The 22,631-nt window shown below is 58.5% G+C and carries 28 protein-coding genes; 9 read left to right on the top strand and 19 right to left on the bottom strand.

Annotated elements, in window-relative coordinates; all coding sequences use genetic code 11:
* Positions 1-21: 21 nt before the first annotated feature.
* Complete coding sequence (locus tag FPZ52_RS00140; protein ID WP_146362587.1) at positions 22-354, bottom strand: DUF1491 family protein; 333 nt, start codon at positions 352-354, stop codon at positions 22-24.
* On the bottom strand, positions 351-1,259 hold the full coding sequence (era, locus tag FPZ52_RS00135) for a GTPase Era (RefSeq protein ID WP_146362585.1): 909 nt from the start codon (positions 1,257-1,259) through the stop codon (positions 351-353). Before era ends, FPZ52_RS00140 begins: the two co-directional genes overlap by 4 nt.
* A 272-nt stretch (positions 1,260-1,531) precedes the next feature.
* On the opposite strand from era, the gene FPZ52_RS19075 reads away from it, so the two are divergent.
* On the top strand, positions 1,532-1,870 hold the full coding sequence (locus FPZ52_RS19075; protein ID WP_240804362.1) for a thermonuclease family protein: 339 nt from the start codon (positions 1,532-1,534) through the stop codon (positions 1,868-1,870).
* On the opposite strand, the gene rnc is transcribed toward FPZ52_RS19075, so the two are convergent.
* The 9 genes from rnc to folK form a co-directional block, all read right to left on the bottom strand.
* The gene (gene rnc / locus FPZ52_RS00125; protein ID WP_146362583.1) at positions 1,867-2,547 is read right to left on the bottom strand and encodes a ribonuclease III; all 681 of its coding nucleotides are present in this window, start codon (positions 2,545-2,547) and stop codon (positions 1,867-1,869) included. The genes FPZ52_RS19075 and rnc overlap by 4 nt on opposite strands.
* Before the next feature lie 6 nt (positions 2,548-2,553).
* Positions 2,554-3,342, bottom strand: a complete 789-nt coding sequence (gene lepB, locus FPZ52_RS00120) for a signal peptidase I (RefSeq protein WP_146362581.1) — start codon at positions 3,340-3,342, stop codon at positions 2,554-2,556.
* 55 nt (positions 3,343-3,397) lie between these two features.
* Positions 3,398-3,805 (bottom strand): holo-ACP synthase, encoded by a 408-nt coding sequence (acpS, locus tag FPZ52_RS00115; protein WP_146362579.1) that lies wholly within the window; start codon positions 3,803-3,805, stop codon positions 3,398-3,400.
* On the bottom strand, positions 3,802-4,116 hold the full coding sequence (locus FPZ52_RS00110) for a hypothetical protein (RefSeq protein ID WP_146362577.1): 315 nt from the start codon (positions 4,114-4,116) through the stop codon (positions 3,802-3,804). Before FPZ52_RS00110 ends, acpS begins: the two co-directional genes overlap by 4 nt.
* 125 nt (positions 4,117-4,241) lie before the next feature.
* Positions 4,242-5,012, bottom strand: coding sequence for a pyridoxine 5'-phosphate synthase (locus tag FPZ52_RS00105; protein WP_146362575.1), 771 nt, complete (start codon positions 5,010-5,012; stop codon positions 4,242-4,244).
* 31 nt (positions 5,013-5,043) lie between these two features.
* Positions 5,044-5,694, bottom strand: a complete 651-nt coding sequence (locus FPZ52_RS00100) for a DUF2062 domain-containing protein (protein WP_146362573.1) — start codon at positions 5,692-5,694, stop codon at positions 5,044-5,046.
* Between the two features lie 19 nt (positions 5,695-5,713).
* A complete protein-coding gene (locus FPZ52_RS00095) occupies positions 5,714-7,861 on the bottom strand; it encodes a RelA/SpoT family protein (RefSeq protein ID WP_146362571.1) in 2,148 nt (715 codons plus the stop codon).
* Positions 7,862-7,882: 21 nt separating this feature from the next.
* Positions 7,883-8,236 carry a DNA-directed RNA polymerase subunit omega gene (rpoZ, locus tag FPZ52_RS00090; RefSeq protein WP_146362569.1) on the bottom strand — a complete coding sequence of 118 codons (354 nt, stop codon included), beginning with the start codon at positions 8,234-8,236 and terminating at the stop codon, positions 7,883-7,885.
* Between the two features lie 88 nt (positions 8,237-8,324).
* Positions 8,325-8,948, bottom strand: coding sequence for a 2-amino-4-hydroxy-6-hydroxymethyldihydropteridine diphosphokinase (gene folK, locus FPZ52_RS00085; RefSeq protein WP_146362567.1), 624 nt, complete (start codon positions 8,946-8,948; stop codon positions 8,325-8,327).
* A gap of 69 nt (positions 8,949-9,017) precedes the next feature.
* Between folK and FPZ52_RS00080 the strand changes: the two genes are divergently transcribed.
* The 5 genes from FPZ52_RS00080 (at position 9,018) to FPZ52_RS00060 (ending at position 12,250) form a co-directional block, all read left to right on the top strand.
* Positions 9,018-9,608 (top strand): LabA-like NYN domain-containing protein, encoded by a 591-nt coding sequence (locus FPZ52_RS00080; RefSeq protein WP_146362565.1) that lies wholly within the window; start codon positions 9,018-9,020, stop codon positions 9,606-9,608.
* A gap of 114 nt (positions 9,609-9,722) precedes the next feature.
* Positions 9,723-10,124: a YqaA family protein gene (locus FPZ52_RS00075; protein WP_338052789.1), complete on the top strand. Its 402-nt coding sequence runs from the start codon at positions 9,723-9,725 to the stop codon at positions 10,122-10,124.
* A gap of 79 nt (positions 10,125-10,203) precedes the next feature.
* Positions 10,204-11,154, top strand: a complete 951-nt coding sequence (gene ispH, locus FPZ52_RS00070) for a 4-hydroxy-3-methylbut-2-enyl diphosphate reductase (protein ID WP_146362561.1) — start codon at positions 10,204-10,206, stop codon at positions 11,152-11,154.
* Positions 11,154-11,624, top strand: a complete 471-nt coding sequence (gene rnhA, locus FPZ52_RS00065) for a ribonuclease HI (protein WP_146362559.1) — start codon at positions 11,154-11,156, stop codon at positions 11,622-11,624. The genes ispH and rnhA overlap by 1 nt, the downstream gene beginning before the upstream one ends.
* Entirely contained in the window at positions 11,621-12,250 is a 630-nt protein-coding gene (locus FPZ52_RS00060) for a trimeric intracellular cation channel family protein (RefSeq protein ID WP_146362557.1), read from the top strand. Before rnhA ends, FPZ52_RS00060 begins: the two co-directional genes overlap by 4 nt.
* Here FPZ52_RS00060 and fmt read toward each other — a convergent pair.
* The 4 genes from fmt to def (FPZ52_RS00040) are packed head-to-tail and all read right to left on the bottom strand — an operon-like array spanning position 12,247 to position 14,643.
* Positions 12,247-13,146: a methionyl-tRNA formyltransferase gene (gene fmt, locus FPZ52_RS00055; RefSeq protein ID WP_146362555.1), complete on the bottom strand. Its 900-nt coding sequence runs from the start codon at positions 13,144-13,146 to the stop codon at positions 12,247-12,249. The genes FPZ52_RS00060 and fmt overlap by 4 nt on opposite strands.
* Positions 13,147-13,148: 2 nt before the next feature.
* Positions 13,149-13,646 carry a peptide deformylase gene (def, locus tag FPZ52_RS00050; RefSeq protein ID WP_146362553.1) on the bottom strand — a complete coding sequence of 166 codons (498 nt, stop codon included), beginning with the start codon at positions 13,644-13,646 and terminating at the stop codon, positions 13,149-13,151.
* On the bottom strand, positions 13,647-14,129 hold the full coding sequence (locus FPZ52_RS00045) for a hypothetical protein (protein WP_146362551.1): 483 nt from the start codon (positions 14,127-14,129) through the stop codon (positions 13,647-13,649). It abuts the gene before it with no gap.
* The gene (gene def, locus FPZ52_RS00040) at positions 14,116-14,643 is read right to left on the bottom strand and encodes a peptide deformylase (protein WP_146362549.1); all 528 of its coding nucleotides are present in this window, start codon (positions 14,641-14,643) and stop codon (positions 14,116-14,118) included. Before def (FPZ52_RS00040) ends, FPZ52_RS00045 begins: the two co-directional genes overlap by 14 nt.
* A 112-nt stretch (positions 14,644-14,755) precedes the next feature.
* Between def (FPZ52_RS00040) and FPZ52_RS00035 the strand changes: the two genes are divergently transcribed.
* Positions 14,756-15,928, top strand: coding sequence for a MalY/PatB family protein (locus tag FPZ52_RS00035; protein ID WP_146362547.1), 1,173 nt, complete (start codon positions 14,756-14,758; stop codon positions 15,926-15,928).
* 100 nt (positions 15,929-16,028) lie between these two features.
* Positions 16,029-17,003: a glutathione S-transferase family protein gene (locus FPZ52_RS00030; protein WP_146362545.1), complete on the top strand. Its 975-nt coding sequence runs from the start codon at positions 16,029-16,031 to the stop codon at positions 17,001-17,003.
* Here the strand turns inward: FPZ52_RS00030 and FPZ52_RS00025 are convergent.
* Positions 17,000-17,362: a response regulator transcription factor gene (locus FPZ52_RS00025; protein WP_146362543.1), complete on the bottom strand. Its 363-nt coding sequence runs from the start codon at positions 17,360-17,362 to the stop codon at positions 17,000-17,002. The genes FPZ52_RS00030 and FPZ52_RS00025 overlap by 4 nt on opposite strands.
* Before the next feature lie 156 nt (positions 17,363-17,518).
* Here FPZ52_RS00025 and FPZ52_RS00020 point away from each other — a divergent pair, with 156 nt between their 5' ends.
* Entirely contained in the window at positions 17,519-18,685 is a 1,167-nt protein-coding gene (locus FPZ52_RS00020) for a lytic murein transglycosylase (RefSeq protein WP_146362541.1), read from the top strand.
* 5 nt (positions 18,686-18,690) lie between these two features.
* Here FPZ52_RS00020 and recF read toward each other — a convergent pair whose 3' ends face one another.
* From recF to dnaA, 3 genes are all read right to left on the bottom strand, one after another.
* On the bottom strand, positions 18,691-19,794 hold the full coding sequence (gene recF, locus FPZ52_RS00015) for a DNA replication/repair protein RecF (protein WP_146362538.1): 1,104 nt from the start codon (positions 19,792-19,794) through the stop codon (positions 18,691-18,693).
* Positions 19,795-19,817: 23 nt separating this feature from the next.
* On the bottom strand, positions 19,818-20,936 hold the full coding sequence (gene dnaN / locus FPZ52_RS00010; protein ID WP_146362536.1) for a DNA polymerase III subunit beta: 1,119 nt from the start codon (positions 20,934-20,936) through the stop codon (positions 19,818-19,820).
* A gap of 119 nt (positions 20,937-21,055) precedes the next feature.
* Positions 21,056-22,459, bottom strand: a complete 1,404-nt coding sequence (dnaA, locus tag FPZ52_RS00005) for a chromosomal replication initiator protein DnaA (RefSeq protein ID WP_240804437.1) — start codon at positions 22,457-22,459, stop codon at positions 21,056-21,058.
* Between the last annotated feature and the right edge of the window lie 172 nt (positions 22,460-22,631).

Genomic DNA, 22,631 nt, shown 5'->3' with positions numbered 1-22,631 from the left:
CCTGCGATGGGAAGTAGGCGATCAATCCGACAGGCCCGGTTCATCCAGCAGGTGCCGCCCCTCGCGGCTTTCGACCTCGATCACCCACAAATCAGGATCCATCTTGCGCTGACGGACAATGACCTCGTCCACGTCTGCCTCGGAGCCATCGGCCATGACCATCCAGCGCCGTTCGCCCGTCATCAGATCGAAACTGCGCTGATGCAGAGCCGCCTGCCCGTCCAACGTCGCCACCTTGACCATGACCGCGCCGGCCGTCGCGTCGCCTTTGGCCAGCACATAGGCTGGGATGTTTTCAAGTTGCAGCCGTGTCAAATAGGCCTGCACCCAAATACCGGCGGCAAGTCTGCTCATTCCGCGCCGTCGCGGAAATCCAGCCCCATCTCGGAATAGCGTTCGGCTTCTTCCAGCCAATTGGGGCGAACCTTGACCTGCAAGAAAAGATGCACGCGGCGGTCGAGGAATTCTTCCAGCTCCTCGCGCGCCGCCTTGCCGACCGCCTTGATCGTCTCGCCCTTGTTCCCGAGAACGATGCCCTTATGCCCGTCACGCGCGACATAGACTGTCTGGTCAATACGCGCAGAACCGTCCTTGCGATCTTCCCATTTCTCGGTTTCGACAGTCAACTGATAGGGAAGTTCCTGATGCAGACGCAGCGTCAGCTTTTCACGCGTGATCTCCGCCGCAATCATCCGCATCGGCAAATCCGCTATCTGGTCTTCGGGATAAAGCCACGGACCCTCCGGCAATTCCTGCGCCAGCCATTCGCGCAGATCGTCGACACCGTAGCCCTTCTCCGCCGAGATCATGAACGTCTTGGCAAATGCGTACCGATCATTGAGCTGTTTCGTAAGCGCCAGAAGCTGCTTGGCCTCCACCCGGTCGATCTTGTTGATGGCCAGCGCAACGGTCTGCCCGGTCGCCCGCTCTTCCAGAGCTTCCAGGATCGTCTCAACACCTTCCGTGACGCCGCGATGCGCTTCGATCAGCAACACAACGACATCGGCATCCGCCGCGCCGCCCCACGCCGCAGCGACCATTGCTCGGTCAAGCCGCCTGCGCGGTCGGAACAAGCCCGGCGTGTCCACGAAGACGATCTGCGCCTCGCCTTCCATCGCGACGCCTCGGATACGCGCTCGGGTCGTCTGCACCTTGTGTGTCACAATGGACACCTTCGCTCCGACCATACGGTTCAGAAGCGTGGATTTGCCCGCATTGGGCTCCCCGATCAGCGCGACGAAACCTGCTCGCTGTGTCATGTTCACTCCGGCCTAACGTAACGCCAATGCGATTACGCTTTCAAAAATGGGTATATGAATCCAGAATACATAACAGTTTTAAGCATCCAGATTCGAAGTTTAAGAAGTTGAAGTTCTTACGCCTATTGTTTCACCTGTTCGAGTCCAAATCCAACAGGCCCCTGCGAAACGCAACGGCTGTTGATATACGGACCCGCGCGGTCGTGTCGGGGCGCCCCCAAGAACCCCAAAAAATTTGCGGCAACTGCTATGTCATCGACGGCGACACTGTTGTGATCGAGAAAACCCGCATCCGTCTTTTCGGTATCGACGCGCCCGAAATAGATCACCCTTGGGGCAAGAAAGCGAAATGGGAGCTGGTGACCCTCTGCAAAGGACAACGCGTGACGGCCGTGACAACCGGCGAGTTGTCCCATGACCGGAAAGTGGCGCAGTGCTTCTTGCCCGATGGGCGCGACTTAAGTGCCGAGATGGTGCGCCGTGGGTGCGCGATCGACTGGCCAAAATTCTCTGGCGGCTGCTACCGGCACTTGGAGCCCGATGGTGCGCGGCGAAAACTATGGCGCGCGACTGCCCGGCAAAAGGGTGGGACGCCTCGCGGAGTGGGCTAGGTTTTAACCTGAGCGAGAAGCGCCGCAGCAGCAGCCTGTTCAGCCTGACGTTTGGACTTGGCCTGCGCCGTTTCCGATTGGCCGCTATCCAGCGTCACACGGATGGTAAATTCCGGCGCATGATCGGGGCCGGAACGCGCGACTTCCTCATAGCGTGGCGGAGACTGCCGACGCGCCTGCGCCCACTCCTGCAGGGCTGTCTTGGAATCGCGGGCGTCCGCCTTGACCGTATGAAGGCGCTCCCCCCAGAGCCGCAGGATCATCTCGCGCGCAGCTTCAAGCCCGCCATCCAGATAGACCGCCGCGATCGTCGCCTCCATCGCGTCGCCGAGTAGCGCTTCCTTGCGACGACCGCCGGACATCATCTCGGACCGCCCGAGCTTCAGCACCTGCCCGAGATCGACACCGCGCGCAACGTCCGCGCAGGTCTCCTTACGGACCAGCGCATTGAACCGTGGCGCCAACTGCCCCTCCGTGGCTTTTCCGTCGGCTTTCAGAAGCGCCTCGGACATCACCAAGCCGAGCACCCGGTCGCCCAGAAACTCCAACCGTTGATTATCCGTCCGGGTCGCACTGGACATTGAAGAATGGGTCAGCGCGCGCCGTAGCAATTCCGGATCGGAAAAATCATATCCGATCCGGTTCGAAAACGTCTTGAGTTCCGCAGAAAGAGCCATGTCGGATCACTCGATCTTTTTGAAGAAACGATCGGCGCGCCACGTCCAGAAGAAGAAGATCGACCGGCCAGCGGACGAGAACATCACACGATCCGCGCGCCCGATCAGGTTTTCGAACGGCACCATACCGACGCCGCGTGCAGCCTGCGGGAAGCGGCTATCGTTGGAATTATCGCGGTTGTCACCCATGAAGAAGAAGTGTCCCTCTGGCACGGTATAGACCGGAGTGTTGTCGGCACCGCTGTCGCGGATGTTCAGCGTCGAATGACGCACACCGTTGGGCAGTGTTTCATAAGTGCGGGTCTTTTCACACAGGCCACCGAAACCAACCGGCGCGTTCTCGCACTGCGGCTCTCCACCGACAGGACCTTGTTTTTCGTAAGTTTCCTCAAAAACACCGCCCGGTTCAGTCTTTACCGCTTCGTCATTGATGTAGAGCACGCCGTCTTTCATCTGAACGCGGTCACCTGGCAGGCCGATCAACCGCTTGATGAAATCCGACCCGTTTACCGGATGACGAAAGACGACGACATCGCCACGTTCGGGCATGGACCCCATGATGCGCCCATCCACGAAGCCGCACACTCCGAATGGGCAGGAATACTGCGAATAGCCATAAGCCATCTTGTTCACGAACAGGAAATCCCCGATCAGAAGCGTGTCTTTCATTGACCCCGACGGAATCCAGAAGGGCTGGAAGAACAGCGTCCGGAAGATGCCCGCGATCAGCAGCGCGTAAACGATCGTCTTGACGGTCTCGACGATCCCGCCGTCCTTGTCTGCCTTGCTCGCCATGAAAAATCCTGCCTGATAATTGATTGCCGTTTCATGCGGATGACACACGGTCGTGTCAAGCCGCGCCCTTGGGTCGTGCCTCGATGATGACAAATGCCTGCGCCCAAGGATGGTCATCTGTCAGCGTGACGTGGATGATTGCCTCGTGATCTGGTGGAGTCATTTCTCGAAGCCTCTCGGCAGCCCAACCAGTAACCTCCATAACGGGTTGTCCGGTATGCAGGTTGCTGACCGCCATGTCCTTCCAAGCGATACCCATTCGCAATCCGGTCCCGAGCGCCTTGGAACATGCCTCTTTTGCGGCCCACCGCTTCGCATAGGTTCCTGCCACATCTGCGCGGCGTTCGGCCTTGCGTTGTTCGGTTTCGGTGAACACCCTGTTGCGAAACCGGTCGCCGAAACGGTTCAGAGTGTCAGCGATACGGTCGATATTCGCCAGATCAGTGCCGATACCAAGGATCATTCCAGGCTCACCGACCAGTCATTCATATTGATCTGGATCGCCAGATCGCTTTTGCGGAAGGTCTGGCCATCGTGGACTTCAGGCTTCAGATGCATGGTGAAAATGCCATTGGGCGTGAGGGTCGGATCGGCATCCTTGAACGTGACCGTACCAAAGCCCTTGCCTTCTTCATCCGCGGAGACCAGATAGCATGACTGCTCAAGGTTTTCAGGCGCGTCCGGAAACAGAACCATCAGATGCGCGCCACAACAGGCAGGATCGCCGGTAGACAGAGCAATGAAGCGTATGGCCCCGTCCTCATAGACTTTCACGGCCTCCTGCCATGGCAGCGACACGTACCGGGCATTTGCCTCTGGCCGATCGCAGCTGCGAAGAACCGGGTCTGCGGAAGCGGTGCCTATCGTAACCAATGATGTGAAAGCGACGAGGCAACGCATCATGCTGGAGCAACAGGCGCTGCTGACTGCCGTGCCTCATCCATTAGGCGGCGCATTTCATGTATCACACCGTCCAACCCCAAAAAGATCGACTCGGCAACAAGGAAGTGCCCGATGTTCAACTCGCGGACCTCCGGTATTGCCGCAACAGGGGCCACCGTCTCGAACGTCAACCCGTGACCGGCATGAACCTCCAGCCCTAGCGAATGGGCGAAAGCCGACATTTTACGAAGCCGTTCAAGCTCCGCATCGCGTTCGTCGAATTTGCCCTCATAGTGCAGATCGCAATAGGCACCGGTATGAAGCTCAACCACCTTCGCACCCACACGTTGAGAGGCCTCGACTTGTGCCTCATCCGCTGCAATAAACAGTGACACGCGACACCCTGCATCTGTCAGCGGCGCAATGAAATCTGTCAGACGATTGGCATCCCTGATCACCTCCAGACCACCCTCGGTTGTCCGCTCTTCCCGCTTTTCGGGCACGATACATACCGCGTTAGGCCGATGCCGAAGCGCAATTGCCTGCATCTCTTCCGTCGCGGCCATCTCGAAATTGAGCGGGACGGTCAGCGAGGCAACCAGATGCTCGATGTCTTCGTCCTGGATATGGCGACGGTCTTCGCGCAAATGCGCCGTGATCCCGTCCGCACCCGCCTGCTCGGCCAGTTTCGCCGCACGAAGCGGGTCGGGATAGGCACTACCACGCGCATTCCGGACCGTGGCAACATGGTCGATATTCACGCCAAGGCGCAGGTCACGGTCGGTCATGGCTGTCTCCTTCCTGTCAACGGGCGCCAAGCTATTCGGTCGTCAGTGCCTTGTCATGGGCAAGCTTTGCTTTCAAGCGCGCCTGCAGCCTTTCGCGCAGCATCTTGGCACGACGCTTTTGATAGGCCTCGACAATTGGGCAGGTCAGGTAATAGCTCACCGCCCCCGCAATCACGCCAGGGATCAGCCCGCCTATGTAGTAAGGCAGAAAAACGCCCGTGAAAAAAACCTTCAGCCGTTCCCAGTGCGTTGGTTGTCCGGTCAGGATGTTGGTCAGGTTCACCCAAACCTCGCCAAAGGCATGTGATGTGGCGCCGAAAATCTGTGACATCGGAACCGTGGTTTCCAGCCCGAGCACGTGCTCACCGACATAGATCGACACCGCGGCAATGAAGGGGAAGGTAATCGGATTGCCCACGAAGGTTGCAACCATGGCCGCAATGACATTGCCCCGAAGCAACAGAGCGATTAGCCCAGCATAAATGAAATGCAACCCGAAAAGCGGTGAAAACGACACGAAAACGCCTGCCGCTACACCGCGCGCGATACGGTGTGGCTGATCAGGAAGGCGCCGCACACGGTAGCCCAGATAACTAAACGCCCGACCCCATCCGCCGCGGGGGTAGACCGTATCCTGAGCAATCTGAAGATAGCTGCGCTTATTGCGGCGCTTGAAAACCAAGGCCTCGTTCCTCGTACGTTTACTCGTTCCGTCCAGAGGCCGACCGACCCGCGCGGTAACGCGAAATCGCAGCGACGTTGCTTTCAGCCTCTAGCGCCGTCATCACCCGATGCAAATGCTCTGCATCCCGAAGATCCACCTCTACCAACACGCGGAAGTAGTCCGGCTTGCGGTCCTTGAAGGTCAGGTTCGAGATATTGGCCTTCTGCTCCCCTATCAATGTGCAGATTCGTCCCAAAACACCAGCGTCATTGGTGATGGTCAGATCAATTCCCACGGTATTGACCGCAGGATGCGGGCCGCTGTGCCAATGCAGGTCGATCCACCGGTCGGGCTGGGCGTCAAACTCGACCAGCGTGTTGCAGTCGATGGCATGCACGACGACGCCATGACCCGGTGTCGTGATGCCGACGATTCGCTCCCCCGGAACCGGCTGGCAGCATTGACCGCGTTCCCATCCCTGACCTGCTTCGAGGCCAAGAACAGAGCGTTTGGCGTCAATCTCATCACCCTTACGATCCGCAAGCTCGGGATAGAGCGTTTCCACGACGCGACGCGCCGGCAGTTCTCCACTGCCCAGCCGCGCCAGCAACTCCTCGCTGTCACGTCCCAGCCCCAACTGCTTGGCCGCCGTGCGAAGCGCCTTGTCCGTCGCCTTCTTGTCGATCTGCTCAAACGCCACGCGCGCCAGTTCTTGGCCCAGCTTAACAAAGCGCGCGCGGTTGTCGTGCCGCAGACTGCGCCTGATCGCCGATTTTGCCCGGCCGGTAACGGCAATGTCCATCCATGTGGCCTGCGGCCGCTGGCCTTCGGCGGTAATGATGAAGACCGATTGGCCGTTTCTCAACTGGGTCCAAAGCGGCACGCGGCGACCATCCACTTTTGCGCCGACGCATGCCTCACCGATCCGCGTGTGAATCGCAAAGGCGAAGTCCAGCGGCGTTGCACCGCGCGGCAACTTGATGACCTCGCCCTTCGGCGTGAAGCAGAAGACCTTGTCGGGGTACATCTCCAACTTGACGGTTTCCAAGAAATCATCGTCATCATCGGCGTTGGCTTCGAACCGCTCCGTCAGACCTGCGATCCAGGCGGCCGGGTCAACGGCAAAGGGGTTTTCCGACCGCTCTCCATCCTTGTAGGCCCAGTGCGCCGCAACACCCGCTTCGGCAACTTCATGCATCTGACGGGTGCGGATCTGCACCTCGACTCGCTTGCCGTCACGCCCCAACACAGTGGTGTGGAGCGAACGATACCCGTTCTGCTTGGGCTGGCTGATATAGTCCTTGAACCGGCTGGGTACGGATCGCCATCGCCGATGGATCGCGCCAAGCGCCTTGTAACAATCCATATGGGTTTCGGTGATAATCCGAAAACCATAGATATCGGACAACCGCGAGAAGCCAACATCCTTCTGTTCCATCTTGCGCCAGATCGAATAGGGCTTCTTGGCCCGCCCAATCACCTCGCATGGGATGTCTTCCGATCCCATCTCGCGCTCTATGTCGTCCTTAATCCGGCCGATCACATCCCCCGCCTCGCCCTGAAGCTTGACGAAACGGCGCATGATCGAAATACGCCCTTCAGGGTTAAGGACCTGAAACGACAGATCTTCGAGCTCGTCGCGCATCCACTGCATACCCATCCGACCGGCGAGCGGCGCATAGATATCCATGGTTTCGCGTGCCTTACGGACCTGCTTTTCCTGTGGAAGCGACTTGATCGTGCGCATGTTGTGTAGCCGGTCAAACAGCTTCACGAGGATCACCCGCAGATCCTTCGACATCGCCATGAACAACTTGCGGAAGTTTTCAGCCTGCTTGGTCTCGGTCGAGGAAAGCTGCAGGTTGGTCAGCTTGGTGACGCCATCTACCAGCTCCGCGATTTCGGTGCCGAATTGTTCAGCAATGTCGGAATAGGTAGCGTCGGTATCCTCCACCGTGTCGTGCAGGATCGCGGTGATGATCGTGGCATCGTCCAGCCGCTGTTCGGCCAGAAGGGATGCTACGGCAACGGGATGCGTGAAATAGGGCTCGCCCGAGCGACGCTTCTGCCCGCTATGCACCTGCTTGGCATAGCCATATGCGCGGCGAAGCTTGTCTTCATCGGTGCGCGGGTTGTAGTGCCGGACGCGGGCAACAAGCTCGTTGATCGGGATAAGCTGTTCCATCCCGCGTCCGGCCTCAGATGATTACTTCTGCCCCTGCGCTTCCATGAGCGCACGTAGCAACTTTTCCTCGGACATGTCGTCTTCAGCGGGCTTGTCGGCTTCGACACCCATGAGCAGCGACATCTGATCGTCTTCGGGTTCGTCTACCTCGATCTGAGTCTGATAGCTTTCAATCAGCCGTTCTCGCAGATCGTCGGCGGATTGTGTTTCCTCGGCGATCTCACGCAGACTGACGACCGGGTTTTTGTCGTTGTCGCGATCCACGGTAAGCGGGGCACCTGTGGCGATTTCACGCGCACGGTGCGATGCGAGCATAACAAGCTCGAAACGGTTCGGGACTTTGTCTACGCAATCTTCGACTGTGACGCGTGCCATGATTCGTTCCCTTAGGCCTAAAAACGGAGGGGAGACCTCTATAGCATCCACAGGGGAACCACAAGGGCCGCTTAGTTTCATTTAATCATTAAATTAGGGCCTCCGGCAACTCGCGAATCCCCTCCAGCGCGGAACGCGGCAAGTCGTCAAGCATCTGCTGAACCGTCCTGTCCAACACGGGATGTCGCCAGTCGGGCGCGATACGAGCAAGCGGGACCAAGACGAAACCCCGATCCTGAATGCGCGGGTGAGGCAGCACCAGATCTGTCGGAGTTTCCAATTGCTGTCGATTAAGCGGTAGATTGCGCCAATGTTCGAATGTGGGACGATCAGGTAAAACGACACTGCCTACAGCCAGCAAATCCAGGTCCAACGTACGTGCGCCCCAACGTCGCTTTCGTTCACGCCCGTGCTCCTGCTCGATCTCCGACAGTGCGACCAGAAGCTCCGCAGGCTTCAAAGGTGCCGAGATGGCCACGGCAGCGTTCACATAGTCAGGACCAGCGCCAGCCGGAAAGCAGGGTGTTGCGAATACAGGGCTTGATTGTTTGATCCGGAAAGGGAAACAATCAAGCTGATGGGCCGCATCTTGTAAACTCTGTATAGGCGACAATTCGCCAGATGAAAGGTTCCCGCCAAGTGATACGAGAGCCAATGTTTCAAATTTGTGTAAACTCACTTGCGAGGCCCGCAATTTTGTATACCTATGCATGTAAATGTTGCGCTATGCGAGACCAGCTTTATACCGTCGGCGCGGCAAAAACGATAAGGGAATAGCTACATGTTTTATCGCGACGAACGGCTGGCGCTGTTCATCGATGGTTCCAACCTTTACGCGGCAGCCAAGGCACTCGGCTTCGACATTGATTACAAACTGCTGCGTCAAGAATTCATGCGTCGCGGTAAACTTTTGCGCGCGTTCTATTACACTGCACTGCTTGAGAATGATGAGTATTCTCCGATTCGTCCGCTTGTTGACTGGTTGCATTACAACGGGTTCAACATGGTCACGAAGCCTGCAAAGGAATACATTGACGCGCAAGGCCGCCGGAAGGTCAAAGGCAACATGGACATCGAACTGACGGTCGATGCCATGGAACTTGCCCCGCATCTCGATCACATTGTGTTGTTTTCCGGTGACGGCGACTTCCGCCCGCTGATCGAAGCCCTTCAGCGCAAGGGTGTGCGCGTCTCTGTTGTATCTACCATCCGGTCGCAGCCGCCGATGATCTCAGATGAGCTGCGCCGTCAGGCCGATAATTTCATCGAGCTGGACGAACTGCGTGAAGTCATCGGTCGCCCCCCGCGCGAAGATCGCGATGGTGAGCCCGCGAAGCCTCGCCAACATCAGACCGAGGAAACCTCTGCATAAGCGGTTGGCGGCGCGGCGGCTTTCGTCGCGCCCGATCCCACCCAGCCGAAAGGCCCGGCCATCGAGACGCTCCTACCAGAGTCAGACTTTTTAGCATTACTCCTGCTAAGCGTCGTGGCCTTCGGTGCCGCCACAATTCTTCCCTTCCAGTCCGAAGTCCTGTTCGTTGCGCTTCAGTTGCAGGCCAGCCTGTCGGTCTTGGCTCTGATCATAGCGGCCAGCATCGGCAACATCGCGGGGTCAGGTGTCAACTACGCGCTCGGGTTGGCGTTGGAGCATTTCAAGGACCGACGCTGGTTTCCCGTGACGGAGACGCAGCTTGCGCGCGCTCAGCGCTGGTATTCTCGCTATGGTGTCTGGACCCTATTGCTATCCTGGGCGCCGTTCGGTGATGCGCTCACCGTGGTTGCCGGGGTGATGCGAACCCGACCAGCCGTCTTCCTGGCACTGGTTTCCACTGCAAAAATCGGGCGCTACATCATTCTGGCGTGGCTGACAGCGGCTGTGGCGGGCTGAAACCTTCAATTTCTTGCGCTAGAGGGTGACAATTCCTCGTCATTCGCACTAGGTGGAGGCAATGAATCGTGAGCCCAGCATGACCAAACCTGACCTGACCCTGTATCTAGCCGCCCCGCGTGGTTTCTGCGCCGGCGTGGACCGCGCGATCAAGATCGTGGAAATGGCACTGGAGAAGTGGGGCGCTCCCGTCTATGTACGCCATGAAATAGTGCATAATCGGTATGTCGTGGACGGGTTACGCGCCAAAGGTGCGGTGTTCGTCGAGGAACTCGAAGAATGCCCGGAGGATCGCCCCGTGATCTTCTCGGCTCATGGCGTTCCGAAATCCGTGCCTGCCGAGGCCAACCGCCGCGACATGATATATGTCGACGCGACCTGTCCGCTGGTATCCAAAGTCCACATGGAGGCCGCGCGCCACCACGACAACAATCTGCAGATCGTCATGATTGGACATGCAGGCCATCCCGAGACCATCGGCACAATGGGGCAGCTCCCTGACGGCGGGGTTCTGCTGGTTGAAACAGTCGCCGATGTCGCAACGCTGACTCCGCGCGATCCAGAGAAGCTGGCTTTTGTTACGCAGACCACCCTGTCCGTTGATGACACGGTAGAGATCGTCGCCGCTCTGAAATCACGCTTTCCCAACATTGTTGGACCGCATAAGGAAGATATCTGCTACGCTACCACCAACAGGCAGGAGGCCGTGAAAGCCGTCGCGCCGAAATCTGACGCACTGCTGGTTGTGGGCGCACCCAATTCGTCCAACTCCATGCGGCTCGTGGATGTGGGAGCCAAAGCCGGCTGCAATTATGCCCAACTGGTGCAACGCGCGGACGACATCGACTGGCGGGCACTCGACGGAATCCGCAGCATCGCCATCACAGCCGGCGCATCCGCCCCCGAAGAATTGGTGACGGAAGTCGTGGACGCCTTCCGCGCAAGATATAACGTAACAACCGAGATGGTCGAAACCGCACAGGAAAACATCGAATTCAAGGTGCCGCGCGTGTTGCGGATGCCCGCCTGATGCCAGCGCTTTACGCCTACACAGACGGCGCATGCAGCGGAAACCCCGGCCCTGGCGGGTGGGGAGCGCTGCTGATCGCAAAGAACGGCGACAAGGTGCTCCGCGAGCGCGAGCTTTGCGGCGGCGAGGCGGAAACGACAAACAACCGCATGGAACTGCTGGCAGCGATCAACGCGCTGGAAGCGCTGGAGCGCCCCAGCACGATCACCGTTGTGACAGACAGCGCCTATGTGAAGGGCGGGATCACGCAGTGGATGTTCGGTTGGAAGAAGAATGGCTGGAAGACATCGACGAAGAAGCCCGTAAAGAACGAAGACCTGTGGCGGCGGCTGGATGAAGCTTGCAAGCGCCACGAGATCACATGGGAATGGGTCAAGGGTCACGCGGGGCATCCTGAAAACGAACGTGCCGATGCGCTGGCCCGTGCAGGCATGAAACCCTTCAAGCCTGAACGAAAGAAGGCCGGATGAACCCGCCGGTCGCACTGGATCTCGCCGCCGTTCTGGTCTTCGCGGTGTCCGGTGCGTTGGTGGCATCGCGCGCACAACTCGACATCGTGGGCTTTGTTTTTATTGCCTGCCTGACTGCGGTTGGCGGGGGAACTGTCCGGGATGTACTGTTGAACCGTCATCCTGTTTTCTGGCTGGACGCTCCGAGTTACATGTTCGTTGCAACATTGGCCTCGATCATCGTCTTTTTTTCTGCCCATCTTCTTGAACATCGGTATCAGGTGCTGCTTTGGATCGACGCACTGGCACTTTCCGTGGCGGTTTCAGCAGGTATCGCCGCCGCCCAAAGCATGGATGAGCCAACCTATATCGTGCTGCTGATGGGTGTGATCACAGGTTGCATGGGCGGGTTGATGCGCGACGTGGTCTGCAATGAAGTGCCGCTGGCCCTGAAAACCGGCGAGATCTATGTCACCGCAGCGCTTGCAGGTGCGATCGCATCTGTTGTCATGGCAGAACTACATCCCAGTCCGTGGTTGCCGCTGGTGGCGTGCACCGTGGTATGTTTTCTGTTGCGCGGCGGATCGCTTGCGTTTGGTTGGCGCATCCCCGTCTACAAGCCACGGCCACCCCGCAACAAGGGTTAGTCCAGCCGGTCAGGAAGTTGCACGCCACGCAGGATGTCTTCGGCATTCATGGGTCGTTTGCCCTGCCGCTGTGCCTCGGTGATCTCGACCGCACTTTCGCCACATGCAATGGTAAAACCGGACAGGACCTCTCCCGGCGATCCGACCCCATCGGTCAATCGCGACCGAAGCAGCTTGACCCGCTCTCCATCAATCTCACACCACGCGCCGGGAAATGGCGAAAGCCCCCTGATCAGCCGATCAACCTCGGATGCAGGGCGCGTCCAGTCGATCCGCGCCTCGGCCTTGTCGATCTTCTTGGCATAGGTCACGCCGTTGTCGGGTTGCGGCTGCGGCGTCAGTTCTATCAAGCGCGACAAGGCCTCGACGATCATGCGCGCGCCCATCGCGGACAGGCGATCATGCAGCATCGCCGTGGTTTCGTCCGCGCCAATCGGTGTCGCCTTGCGCAGCAGCACGGGCCCGGTGTCAAGCCCGGCTTCCATCTGCATGATACACACACCTGTTTCGGCGTCCCCATCCATGATCGCACGATGGATCGGTGCCGCCCCTCGCCAACGCGGCAGGAGCGAGGCATGGATGTTCAGACAACCGTGGCTAGGTGCATCGAGGATTGGCTGCGGAAGAATCAGCCCATATGCGACCACGACGGCCACATCCGCCCTTAGCGCCACAAACTCCGCTTGCGCCTCATCATTGCGCAGCGAGACAGGGTGACGAACCTTCAACCCGAGGGCTTCGGCGCGGGCTTGCACAGGCGAAGGGCGATCTTTCTTGCCCCGTCCGGCCGGTCGGGGCGGCTGACAATAGACGGCGGCCACCTCGTGCCCGGCTTCAACCAGCGCGTCCAGCACCGGCACGGAAAAATGGGGCGTTCCCATGAAAACCACACGCATGCTCATCTCCGCAGTTTGTCGGCTTTCTTCAGCAACATCTGCCGCTTCATGCGGCTAAGATGGTCGAAATACATCTTTCCTGACAGATGATCGATCTGATGCTGCACGGACGTCGCCCAAAGCCCCACGAAATCCCGGTCTTCAACTTCCCCCGCCTCGTTCAGGAACCGCACTGTCACAGCACGGGGGCGATCGATCTTGGCGGCGATACCGGGCAGGTTGGGACTTGCCTCTTCATGCGCGCGTGGCTGAACGGAGGCATGAAGCACCTCGGGGTTCGCCATCAGCACGGCCTTGCCGCGCTCCTCCGAGCAATCAACGACAGCCAATCGACGCATGATCCCGATCTGGCAAGCCGCCAGGCCGTAGCCCGGCATCGCATCCATCGTTTCGATCATGTCAGCCCAGACCCGGCGCACCTCGTCGTCAATCTTGTCGACATCGGCACACGGGATACGTAACCGGCGATCTGGCCACATCACGAAAGCTCGAACAGTCATTCAGTAGCGCCCCTCGGAAAGCTGCGTGGCAAGATAGGCATCCGCTGTTTCTCCGCGCACCAGCATCGTGTCGATAAAGGCGTGGGTCTCAAAGTTGATGATCTGCAATTCCCACACACACGCCATCAGCGGCCGAACGTCGAGCGAACGGAACACCACGCTGCCCTTGTCGGCACTTGCGAGTGACTGGCAACAAATCTCGCCATGCGCCCACCAGTGCATCAACAGCCAGTTCGCGTCTTCGCCTTCATGCAAGATGATGTATCCGACACCCTTAGCATCGCCTTCGCGTGCGATCAGGTCCGGCAGCGTTTCGACAACAAAATCCCTGGCCGCGACCTCCAGAGACAATGTCCGGTGACTGCCCTGAAGCGCGATGGAATAGACCTTGAAACTGACACCGCCCAGTTCCCACGGATCAAGCGGCGCGAAATCACGGGGGGTATAGCCCTGCGCCGCCGCCATCGGATCAGCTTGCCTCACGCGCTCGGTCGCGCTTCAGCTTGGTCATCTTGCGCGTGATCATCTGGCGCTTGAGTGGCTTGAGATAGTCGATGAACAGCTTGCCATCTAGATGGTCGATCTCATGCTGCACGCAGGTTGCCCACAGCTCGTCGAATTCTTGCTGCTGTTCATTGCCGTCCCGGTCAATCCAACGCGCGGTCACCAGCTTCGGGCGCGTGACCTCGGCATAGATTTCGGGGATGGACAGGCAACCTTCCTCATAGGTGCTTTGCTCATCGCTGGACGCAATGATCTCTGGGTTGAACATGACCAAGGGCTTGGGTTCCGTCCCTTCTTCCTTCTCGCAATCCAGAACGATCACACGCTTCATAACGCCGATCTGCGGCGCGGCCAGCCCGATACCTGGCGCGTTGTACATGGTTGCCAGCATGTCATCGGACAGCGCGCGCAGCTCGTCGGAGATATCCGCAACGGGGTCTGCAACCTTCTTCAGGCGTGGGTCGGGATGGATCAAGATCGGTCGAATGCTCATGGCAAGCCATTTAGGCAATCACTCGCCATTTCGCAATTGCGAATAGCCGCTTGGTCTTGCGCCCGCCCGCATGATGACTAGCTTGCCTGACACAATAGCCGGAGATAAGTCCATGAGTTTCGACGAGTTAATCGACCGCCGCCGCACGCATTGTTCCAAATGGGACAAGATGGAGACGCTCTATGGCGTTTCGCCCGAAGACGGGTTGGCCATGTGGGTCGCTGATATGGACTTTCGCCCGCCGAAAGGTGTGGGCCAAGCTGTACAGGACATGGTCGATCACGGCGTCTACGGGTATTATGGCAGCGATGCCGCCTATCGTAGCGCGATCAAGTGGTGGATGGACACCCGGCACGGATGGATGATCGATCCCGACTGGATATTCACGTCTCATGGTTTGGTTAACGGCGTGGCGCTCTGCCTCGACACCTACACCGATCCGGGCGATGAGATTGTCCTTTTCACGCCGGTCTACCACGCCTTCCATCGCGTGATCCGCGCGTCTGGACGCGAGGTTTTACAATGCGAGCTCGTGAATAATGCCGGACGCTACGAGATGGATTTCAGCGCCTACGATGCTCAAGTGACGGATCGCACGAAGATGGTGATCCTGTGCTCACCCCATAATCCCGGCGGGCGCGTCTGGACACGGGATGAACTGCAGCAGGTGGCCGATTTCTGCAAGCGTCACGATCTGCTTCTGATCAGCGACGAAATTCACCATGATCTGGTGTACCCCGACAACAAGCACGTTCCCATGTCGACCGTCGATCCGCAAATGACCGAGCGGCTGATCATGATGACGGCGGCCACCAAGACGTTCAACATTGCCGGCAGCGACGTCGGCAATGTGATCATCGAATGTCCCGAGCTTCGCAAACGGCTTGCCGCCAGGATGAGCGCCTTGGGGCTGTCTCCCAACGCTTTCGGGCTCAATATGGTGACAGCTGCATACACGCCGGAAGGTGCTGCCTGGGTAGATGAACTGGTCGAATATCTCGACGCGAACCGCAAGCTGTTCGACGCTGGCATCAATCATATCCCCGGACTTTCATCTATGCCCCTCGAAGGCACCTACCTGTCATGGGTGGATTTCAGTGGAACCGGAATGGCAATGTCCGAAATGATCGACCGCGTCCAGAAACACGCCAAGATTGCCGCAAGCCACGGTGATACGTTTGGCCAAGGCGGCGAAAGCTTCCTGCGCTTCAACATCGCCATGCCACGTAGACATATCGAAATGGCTGTCGAACGCCTGCAAGACGCCTTCAGCGATCTGCAATAGCCCCATTGTGCGCAGGTCCGGAACGGCCTGCGCGGAAATAGGGAACAACATCGCGGCCCAGCTGTCCTATATCTGAAGCAAGCAATTGATGGAGGAAGACATGGGACAGCTGATTGACGGTGTCTGGCATGACAACTGGTACGACACCAAGTCCACGGGCGGCAAATTCGTGCGCTCCAACGCCGGTTTCCGCAACTGGGTTACAGCCGATGGCAGCGCGGGGCCATCCGGGGAAGGCGGTTTCAAGTCAGAAAGCGGACGTTATCACCTCTACGTGTCCTATGCATGCCCTTGGGCACACAGGACGCTGATCTATCGCGCTATCAAAGAACTTGAAGGTCATATCGATATCTCCGTCGTGCATCCTGACATGCTGTCCGATGGCTGGACCTTCTCCACGGACTTTCCCGGCGCGACCGGCGACATGTTGAAAGGCCATGATTTCCTGCGGCAGGTCTATACCGACGCCGTGCCCGACATCAGCGGGCGCGTCACCGTCCCTGTGCTGTGGGACAAGGAACGCGGGACGATCGTGTCGAACGAATCGAGCGAGATCATCCGCATGTTCAACTCCGCCTTTGATGGGATCACGGGCAACACGGACGACTATTGGCCCGAAGACCTGCGTCAGGACATCGAAGTCGTGAACGAACGCGTCTACAACGGGTTCAACAACGGCGTCTACAAGGCAGGCTTTGCAACCTCTCAATCGGCCTATGACGAGGCTGTGCACGGGGTGCTCGATACGATGGACTGGCTGGAGGATCTGCTGTCACGTCAGCGGTATCTGACAGGCGAACGTATAACTGAAGCCGATTGGCGGCTGCTGCCAACGCTTCTGCGCTTCGACCCGGTGTATCACCTGCACTTCAAATGCAATCGACGGCGCCTGATCGACTATGCCAACCTGTGGCCCTACGCACGAGAACTATACCAGTTTCTAAATGTCCGCAGCACTGTGTATCCGGAGCACTATGTTCGCCACTACCACTACAGCCATGAAACCATTAACCCCAACCGCATCATTCCCATCAATCCGATTATCGATTGGGATGAGCCACACGGGCGCGACTAGAGATGCACCTCGTAGTGATCGACAAGCGCCGCCAGATCATCTGGCGGTGCGCTTGTCGGGATATAAGCGCAGGCATTTGCGGAATGGTTGAAGATGGACCCGTCTGAGAAAAAATTGCTCGACGACACAAACACGACACGCACGTCCGGGTAGCGGTAGCTGGCATAGTCGGCCACTGCCAGCGCACTGCCCTCTTCCAGCACCACATCCAATACGATGATCGACACATGTTCGCTTTGCAACATGTTGATCGCTTCGTGCTGGGTACGTGCCGTTACGACTTTACGTCCCTGGCGCTCCAGATGGCGCTGCCAAAGCCGCGCCAGTTCAGGATTGCTTTCGACGATGAGGACAGACATCTGAATGTTTCTCAGCTCACCTAATTGGGTAACTAGGGATTAATACTTATGATAGCCTGCACCCTAACACTCAGTTAACAAGTCCCTTACCTGTCTAAATGGTCAGGTCATATTGTTCTCAAGACGACACCCGCTAACGCTTACACGGAGGCGAAGATGAAGCTACTGATCATTATGATCACCTGTCTTTCGACGAGCAATGCGGCCGCCCAATGCGGGGGCGGTTTTTCAGATTTCCTGGGTGGTATTAAGTCCGAAGCTATTCAACGCGGATATGATACCGCAACCATCGACCGTTTCCTGAGCGGCGCGGCGCAAGACGGCAGCGTCATCAGGGCGGACCGCGCGCAAGGTATTTTCCAGCTTTCCTTCACCGAATTTGCCCGACGACTAATCAGCGCCAACAGACTTCAGACGGGCGCCGCCAACGCACATAAATGGAAATCTACCTTCGACCGCATCGAACGCGAGTACGGCGTATCACGAGGGGTCTTATTGGCGTTCTGGGGGCTGGAAACGGACTACGGCGCGGTCCAAGGCAATTTCAACACGCGCAACGCGCTTTTGACACTTGCACATGACTGCCGCCGTCCAGAGCTTTTCCGACCCCAAGTCTTCGCAGCACTGGAGCTTTATCAGCGCGGCGATTTCGACCCGGCCCGCACCACGGGCGCCTGGGCGGGCGAGATAGGCATGGTACAGATGCTGCCTGAAGACATACTGCGAAACGGCGTCGATGCGGATGGGGATGGCCAGGTCAGCCTGAAAACCTCGCCGCCTGACGCGTTGACTTCTGGCGCACGGATGCTGCGTGGGCTGGGCTGGCGGCCCAACGAGCCCTGGCTTCAGGAAGTCACGGTTCCATCAAGCCTTGATTGGAGCAAGTCTGGCCTCGGCACACAGCTTCCAGTGAGCCAGTGGGCCGACGCAGGCGTGCGCCCGCGGGCAAGCGGGCTGCCATCCGGCAACATGTCCGCGTCTTTGCTGTTGCCCATGGGGCGGAACGGGCCTGCCTTCCTCGCCTATCCCAATTTTCGCGTGTTCTTCGAATGGAACAAGAGCTTCACCTATGTCACGACCGCCGCCTACTTCGCCACGCGGCTGGAAGGCGCGCCCATATTCGATGCAGGCAACCCATCGCCCGCCTTCTCGGGACAGCAGGTTCAGCAACTTCAACAGAAACTGCAAGCGCGTGGTCATGATGTGGGTGGCGTCGATGGCATCCTTGGCGCGATGACACGGGACGCAGTGCAGAAGGAGCAACAGCGCCTCGGCTTGCCCGCCGATGCCTGGCCAACGGCACAGCTCCTTAACGCGCTCTAGAATTGTCAGTGGGCCTTAACCGAAGACTCGCCGTTTTGCTCGGTCACCGAGAAATGCTGGGCACGTTCACCGAGTTCAGAGAACAGTTCCGCCCCGGTGCCTGTCATGAAAGCCTGAGCCCCTAGCGCGCAAATCTCGTCATACAGTGCTGCGCGGCGGTTCGCATCCAAGTGCGCCGCGACCTCGTCCAGCAAGATGATCGGCGGAGCACCGAGATCCTCGGCCAGCGCCCGGCAGTTCGCGAGGATCAGGGAAATCAGAAGGGCCTTCTGCTCGCCAGTGGAAGATTGCGCAGCAAGAACGCCTTTCACGGCATACACCGCCGACAAATCTGCGCGATGCGGCCCAACCAGTGAACGTCCTGCCCGCAGATCAGCCGCGCGAGACTCGGCGAATGCCGCCAGAAGATCAGGCTCGGTCAACGGATAGTCACCCCCATCCGGCCCGAGCAGCGCCAGTTCCGCTACGGGAAACGCTGTCTCCGCATCAGCCTGCGCCTTGGCCAGCCGCGCGATCGCGTCGGTCCGGTTCAGCGTAATCGCTTCACCGGCTTTCGCCATCTGAGCCTCCAATGCATCATACCACCGCGCGTCGGATACCTGATCCTTCAGAAGACGGTTCCTTTCGCGCATCGCCTTTTCATAGGCCAGCGCCGCGTCCGCATGATCTGGACGAAAGCTCAACGCGATGCGATCCAGAAAGCGGCGGCGCCCCTCGGCGCCTTCAATCCATAGCCGGTCCATGGAGGGCACCAGCCACAGCACTCGTATAATCCGTGCCAACTGCGTCTGGGGCACAAGCTTTCCGTTGATCCGCGTCTGCCGCGGTTCACCGGCCTCTGCCCGCGTCTCGATCTCCTGGACGCCCGTTGGGCCAGCGATTTGCGCCGATATCTTCCAACCGAGCGTTTCAGGCCGGCGCATTAATTCCGTTGCCTGCGCCCGCCGCATCCCGCGCCCCGGGGACAGCAGCGACACAGCTTCGATCAGGTTGGTCTTGCCTGCCCCATTCGCGCCAAACAAGGCGACAGGCCTGCCATCCAAGCCAAGCGAAGCCCTCCGATGCGATCGGAAGTATGATAACTCTAGTTTCTGAATAGAAAGCGACATGGCGGGCCCTTCGGCCCGACCGATTATACGCGCATCGGCATGACGACATAGACCGCGGACAGGTCATTGCCTTCATGCATAAGCGTCGGATCACCGGAAGAATTGAACATGAACACCGCGTTCTCGCGATCTACCTGGCTGGCAATCTCCAGAAGGTATTTCGCGTTGAAGCCTATCTCCAGCTTCTCGTCGCCATATGCAACGGCAAGCTCTTCTTCCGCCGCTCCGCTGTCTGGCGCATTGACGGAAAGGGTCAGGCGGTCTTCGTCCAATGACAACTTCACCGCGCGCGAGCGTTCGCTCGACACGGTGGCAACGCGGTCAACCGCCTTGGCGAAATCAGCCGCATCGACTTCCAGGCGCTTGGGATTGCCTGACGGGATGACGCGAGTATAATCCGGGAACGTTCCATCAATGACCTTGGAGGTCAGCGTGATTTCGGGCGTCGCAAACCGCACCTTGGTTTCAGACACCGACACTGCAATTTCAGTGTCGTCATCATCAAGCAGCTTCCGCAGTTCACCCACGGTCTTGCGAGGAACAATCACGCCCGGCATGGCCTCGGCGCCGGCGGGCAGTTCGGCATCAATACGGGCCAGTCGGTGACCATCGGTGGCAACACAGCGAAGAACTGGCTGCCCATCGGATTCGGCCACATGCATGTAAACACCGTTCAGGTAGTAGCGTGTTTCTTCGGTCGAGATCGCGAATTTCGACTTGTCGAAAAGGCGCCGCAAAGTCGGTGCTGGAGCGGTAAAATTCGCAGTATATTCCGTGGTTGCCATCGCCGGAAAGTCTTCCTTCGGCAGCGTGGCGAGCTTGAACTGTGACCGCCCGGCCTCGACAAGAAGCTGGCCGGACACGGCGTCAGCCGTCAGTTGGACCAAAGCGCCATCGGGCAGTTTGCGTGTAATTTCGTGGAACATCACGGCATTGACCGTCGTGGCACCAGCCTGTGTGACCTGCGCAGGCGCAACATCGATCACCTCGATATCCAGATCCGTCGCACGGAAACGCAGCGTGTCGCCTTCTGCCTCGATCAGGACATTGGCCAGAATCGGGATCGTATTGCGACGTTCCACGACCGATTGAGCTTGCGATACGGCCTTGAGAAGTGAGCCGCGTTCGATACTGACCTTCATGTCCTTTTCCTCCGTTGGAAGGGACTGCGACGCTAGCGGATTTCAGCCACCTGACAAGCCCCTATCAGCTTGTCAGGTTCTGATTCTGCGCAGTTTCCGTGGATTGTTGCGAGTTTGACTCAGGCTTCAAGGCTGCGGCGCAGCAATTCGATGTCGTCCGCGATTTGGCCGTCCTTCACGCGCAGTTCGTCAATCCGCTTGACGCCATGCATAATCGTCGTGTGATCGCGACCGCCGAAGCGACGCCCGATTTCCGGCAAGGACCGCGTCGTCAGCGACTTGCATAGATACATTGCTATCTGGCGGGGTCGGGCAATCGTACGAACACGGGTCGGCCCGATCATTTCGGAGAGCCTGATGTTGTAATGCTCGGACACTCGGCGCTGAATTTCTTCGATGGTGATCTTGCGCTCCGATGCACGCAGAACATCTGACAGGCAGTCTTGCGTCATCTCCATCGAGATTTCACGACCGACCAGCGATGCCATGGCAAACAGGCGCATTAGCGCACCTTCCAGCACGCGCACGTTTGTCGAAATGCGATGGGCCAGAAATTCCAGAACACCGTCGGCGATCTGAAGCCCAGGATATTGCAGGCTGTACTGCTCGACCTTTTGCTGGAGAACACCGAGCCGCAATTCGTAGTCAGTCGGGTGAAGATCGACAACCAGGCCGCATTGAAGACGCGACTTGATGCGCTCTTCCATGTCCTTGATCTCGCCCGGCGCACGGTCTCCGGAAATGATGATCTGCTTCTGCTGATCCACCAGCGCATTGAAGGTGTGGAAAAATTCGTCTTGCGTACTGTCTTTTCCGGCGATGAATTGCACGTCATCGACCATCAGCACATCCACGGATCGAAACAGCTGCTTGAAGTCCAGCATCTGCTTTTCGCGCAGCGCCTGCACGAAGCGATACATGAACTGTTCGGCCGACAGGTAGACGATGCGGAGGTTTGGATCACGATGTTTCATCTGCCATGCAATGGCGTGCATCAAGTGAGTTTTGCCCAGCCCGACGCCCCCGTAAAGAAACAACGGATTAAAAGTTACGGGCCCACCCTCGGCGACGCGGCGGGCGGCGGCGTGGGCCAGCTCATTGGGCTTTCCGACAACGAAACTGTCGAAGGTGAAGCGGGAGTCCAGGACCGCACCGCCAACAGCGTCATCATCCGTCGCCTCCGCAACAGAAGCGGAGCGCGGCACCGGGACGGCCTTAGCCTGTGGGGAACCCTGCGATATCGTCTGGTTTGGCTTTACACTGCTGTCAGCCACACGCGACTGCCCGCCCACCTTGAATTCGACTCGACGCACCTTGGCACCGACCGAATGTAGATGCCGGATGATCTGATCTGAATAGTTCCGGTTGACCCAATTGCCGATAAAGTTGGTCGGCACATTGAAGCGCGCCACGCCATCCTCGCAATCGAGGAAGTCCAACGGCGTTATCCAGGTCTTGTAGTTGTGCTCACCGATCGAATTCAGAAGTGCGTCCTGCACCTGCCCCCAAGTTTCGTCTGTCATACAGCCCAGTTCCATTTGTTCACGCTCGGCCTGCCCTGCCGAATACGGTTCCACGCGGTCTTCGCGCGATTAGCAACGACTCGACCGCACGGGAAATCGCAATTGAATCCCGTCTGCCTGACAGAAGTCAGGACAGTTCCGCGTTAGCCATCCGAACGATCAGACAGCCCCG

Origin of the sequence: Qingshengfaniella alkalisoli (assembly GCF_007855645.1) — a bacterium.
Lineage (GTDB): Bacteria > Pseudomonadota > Alphaproteobacteria > Rhodobacterales > Rhodobacteraceae > Qingshengfaniella > Qingshengfaniella alkalisoli.
Note: the sequence above shows the minus strand (reverse complement) of the source record. Positions and strands in the feature narration are given on the sequence as shown.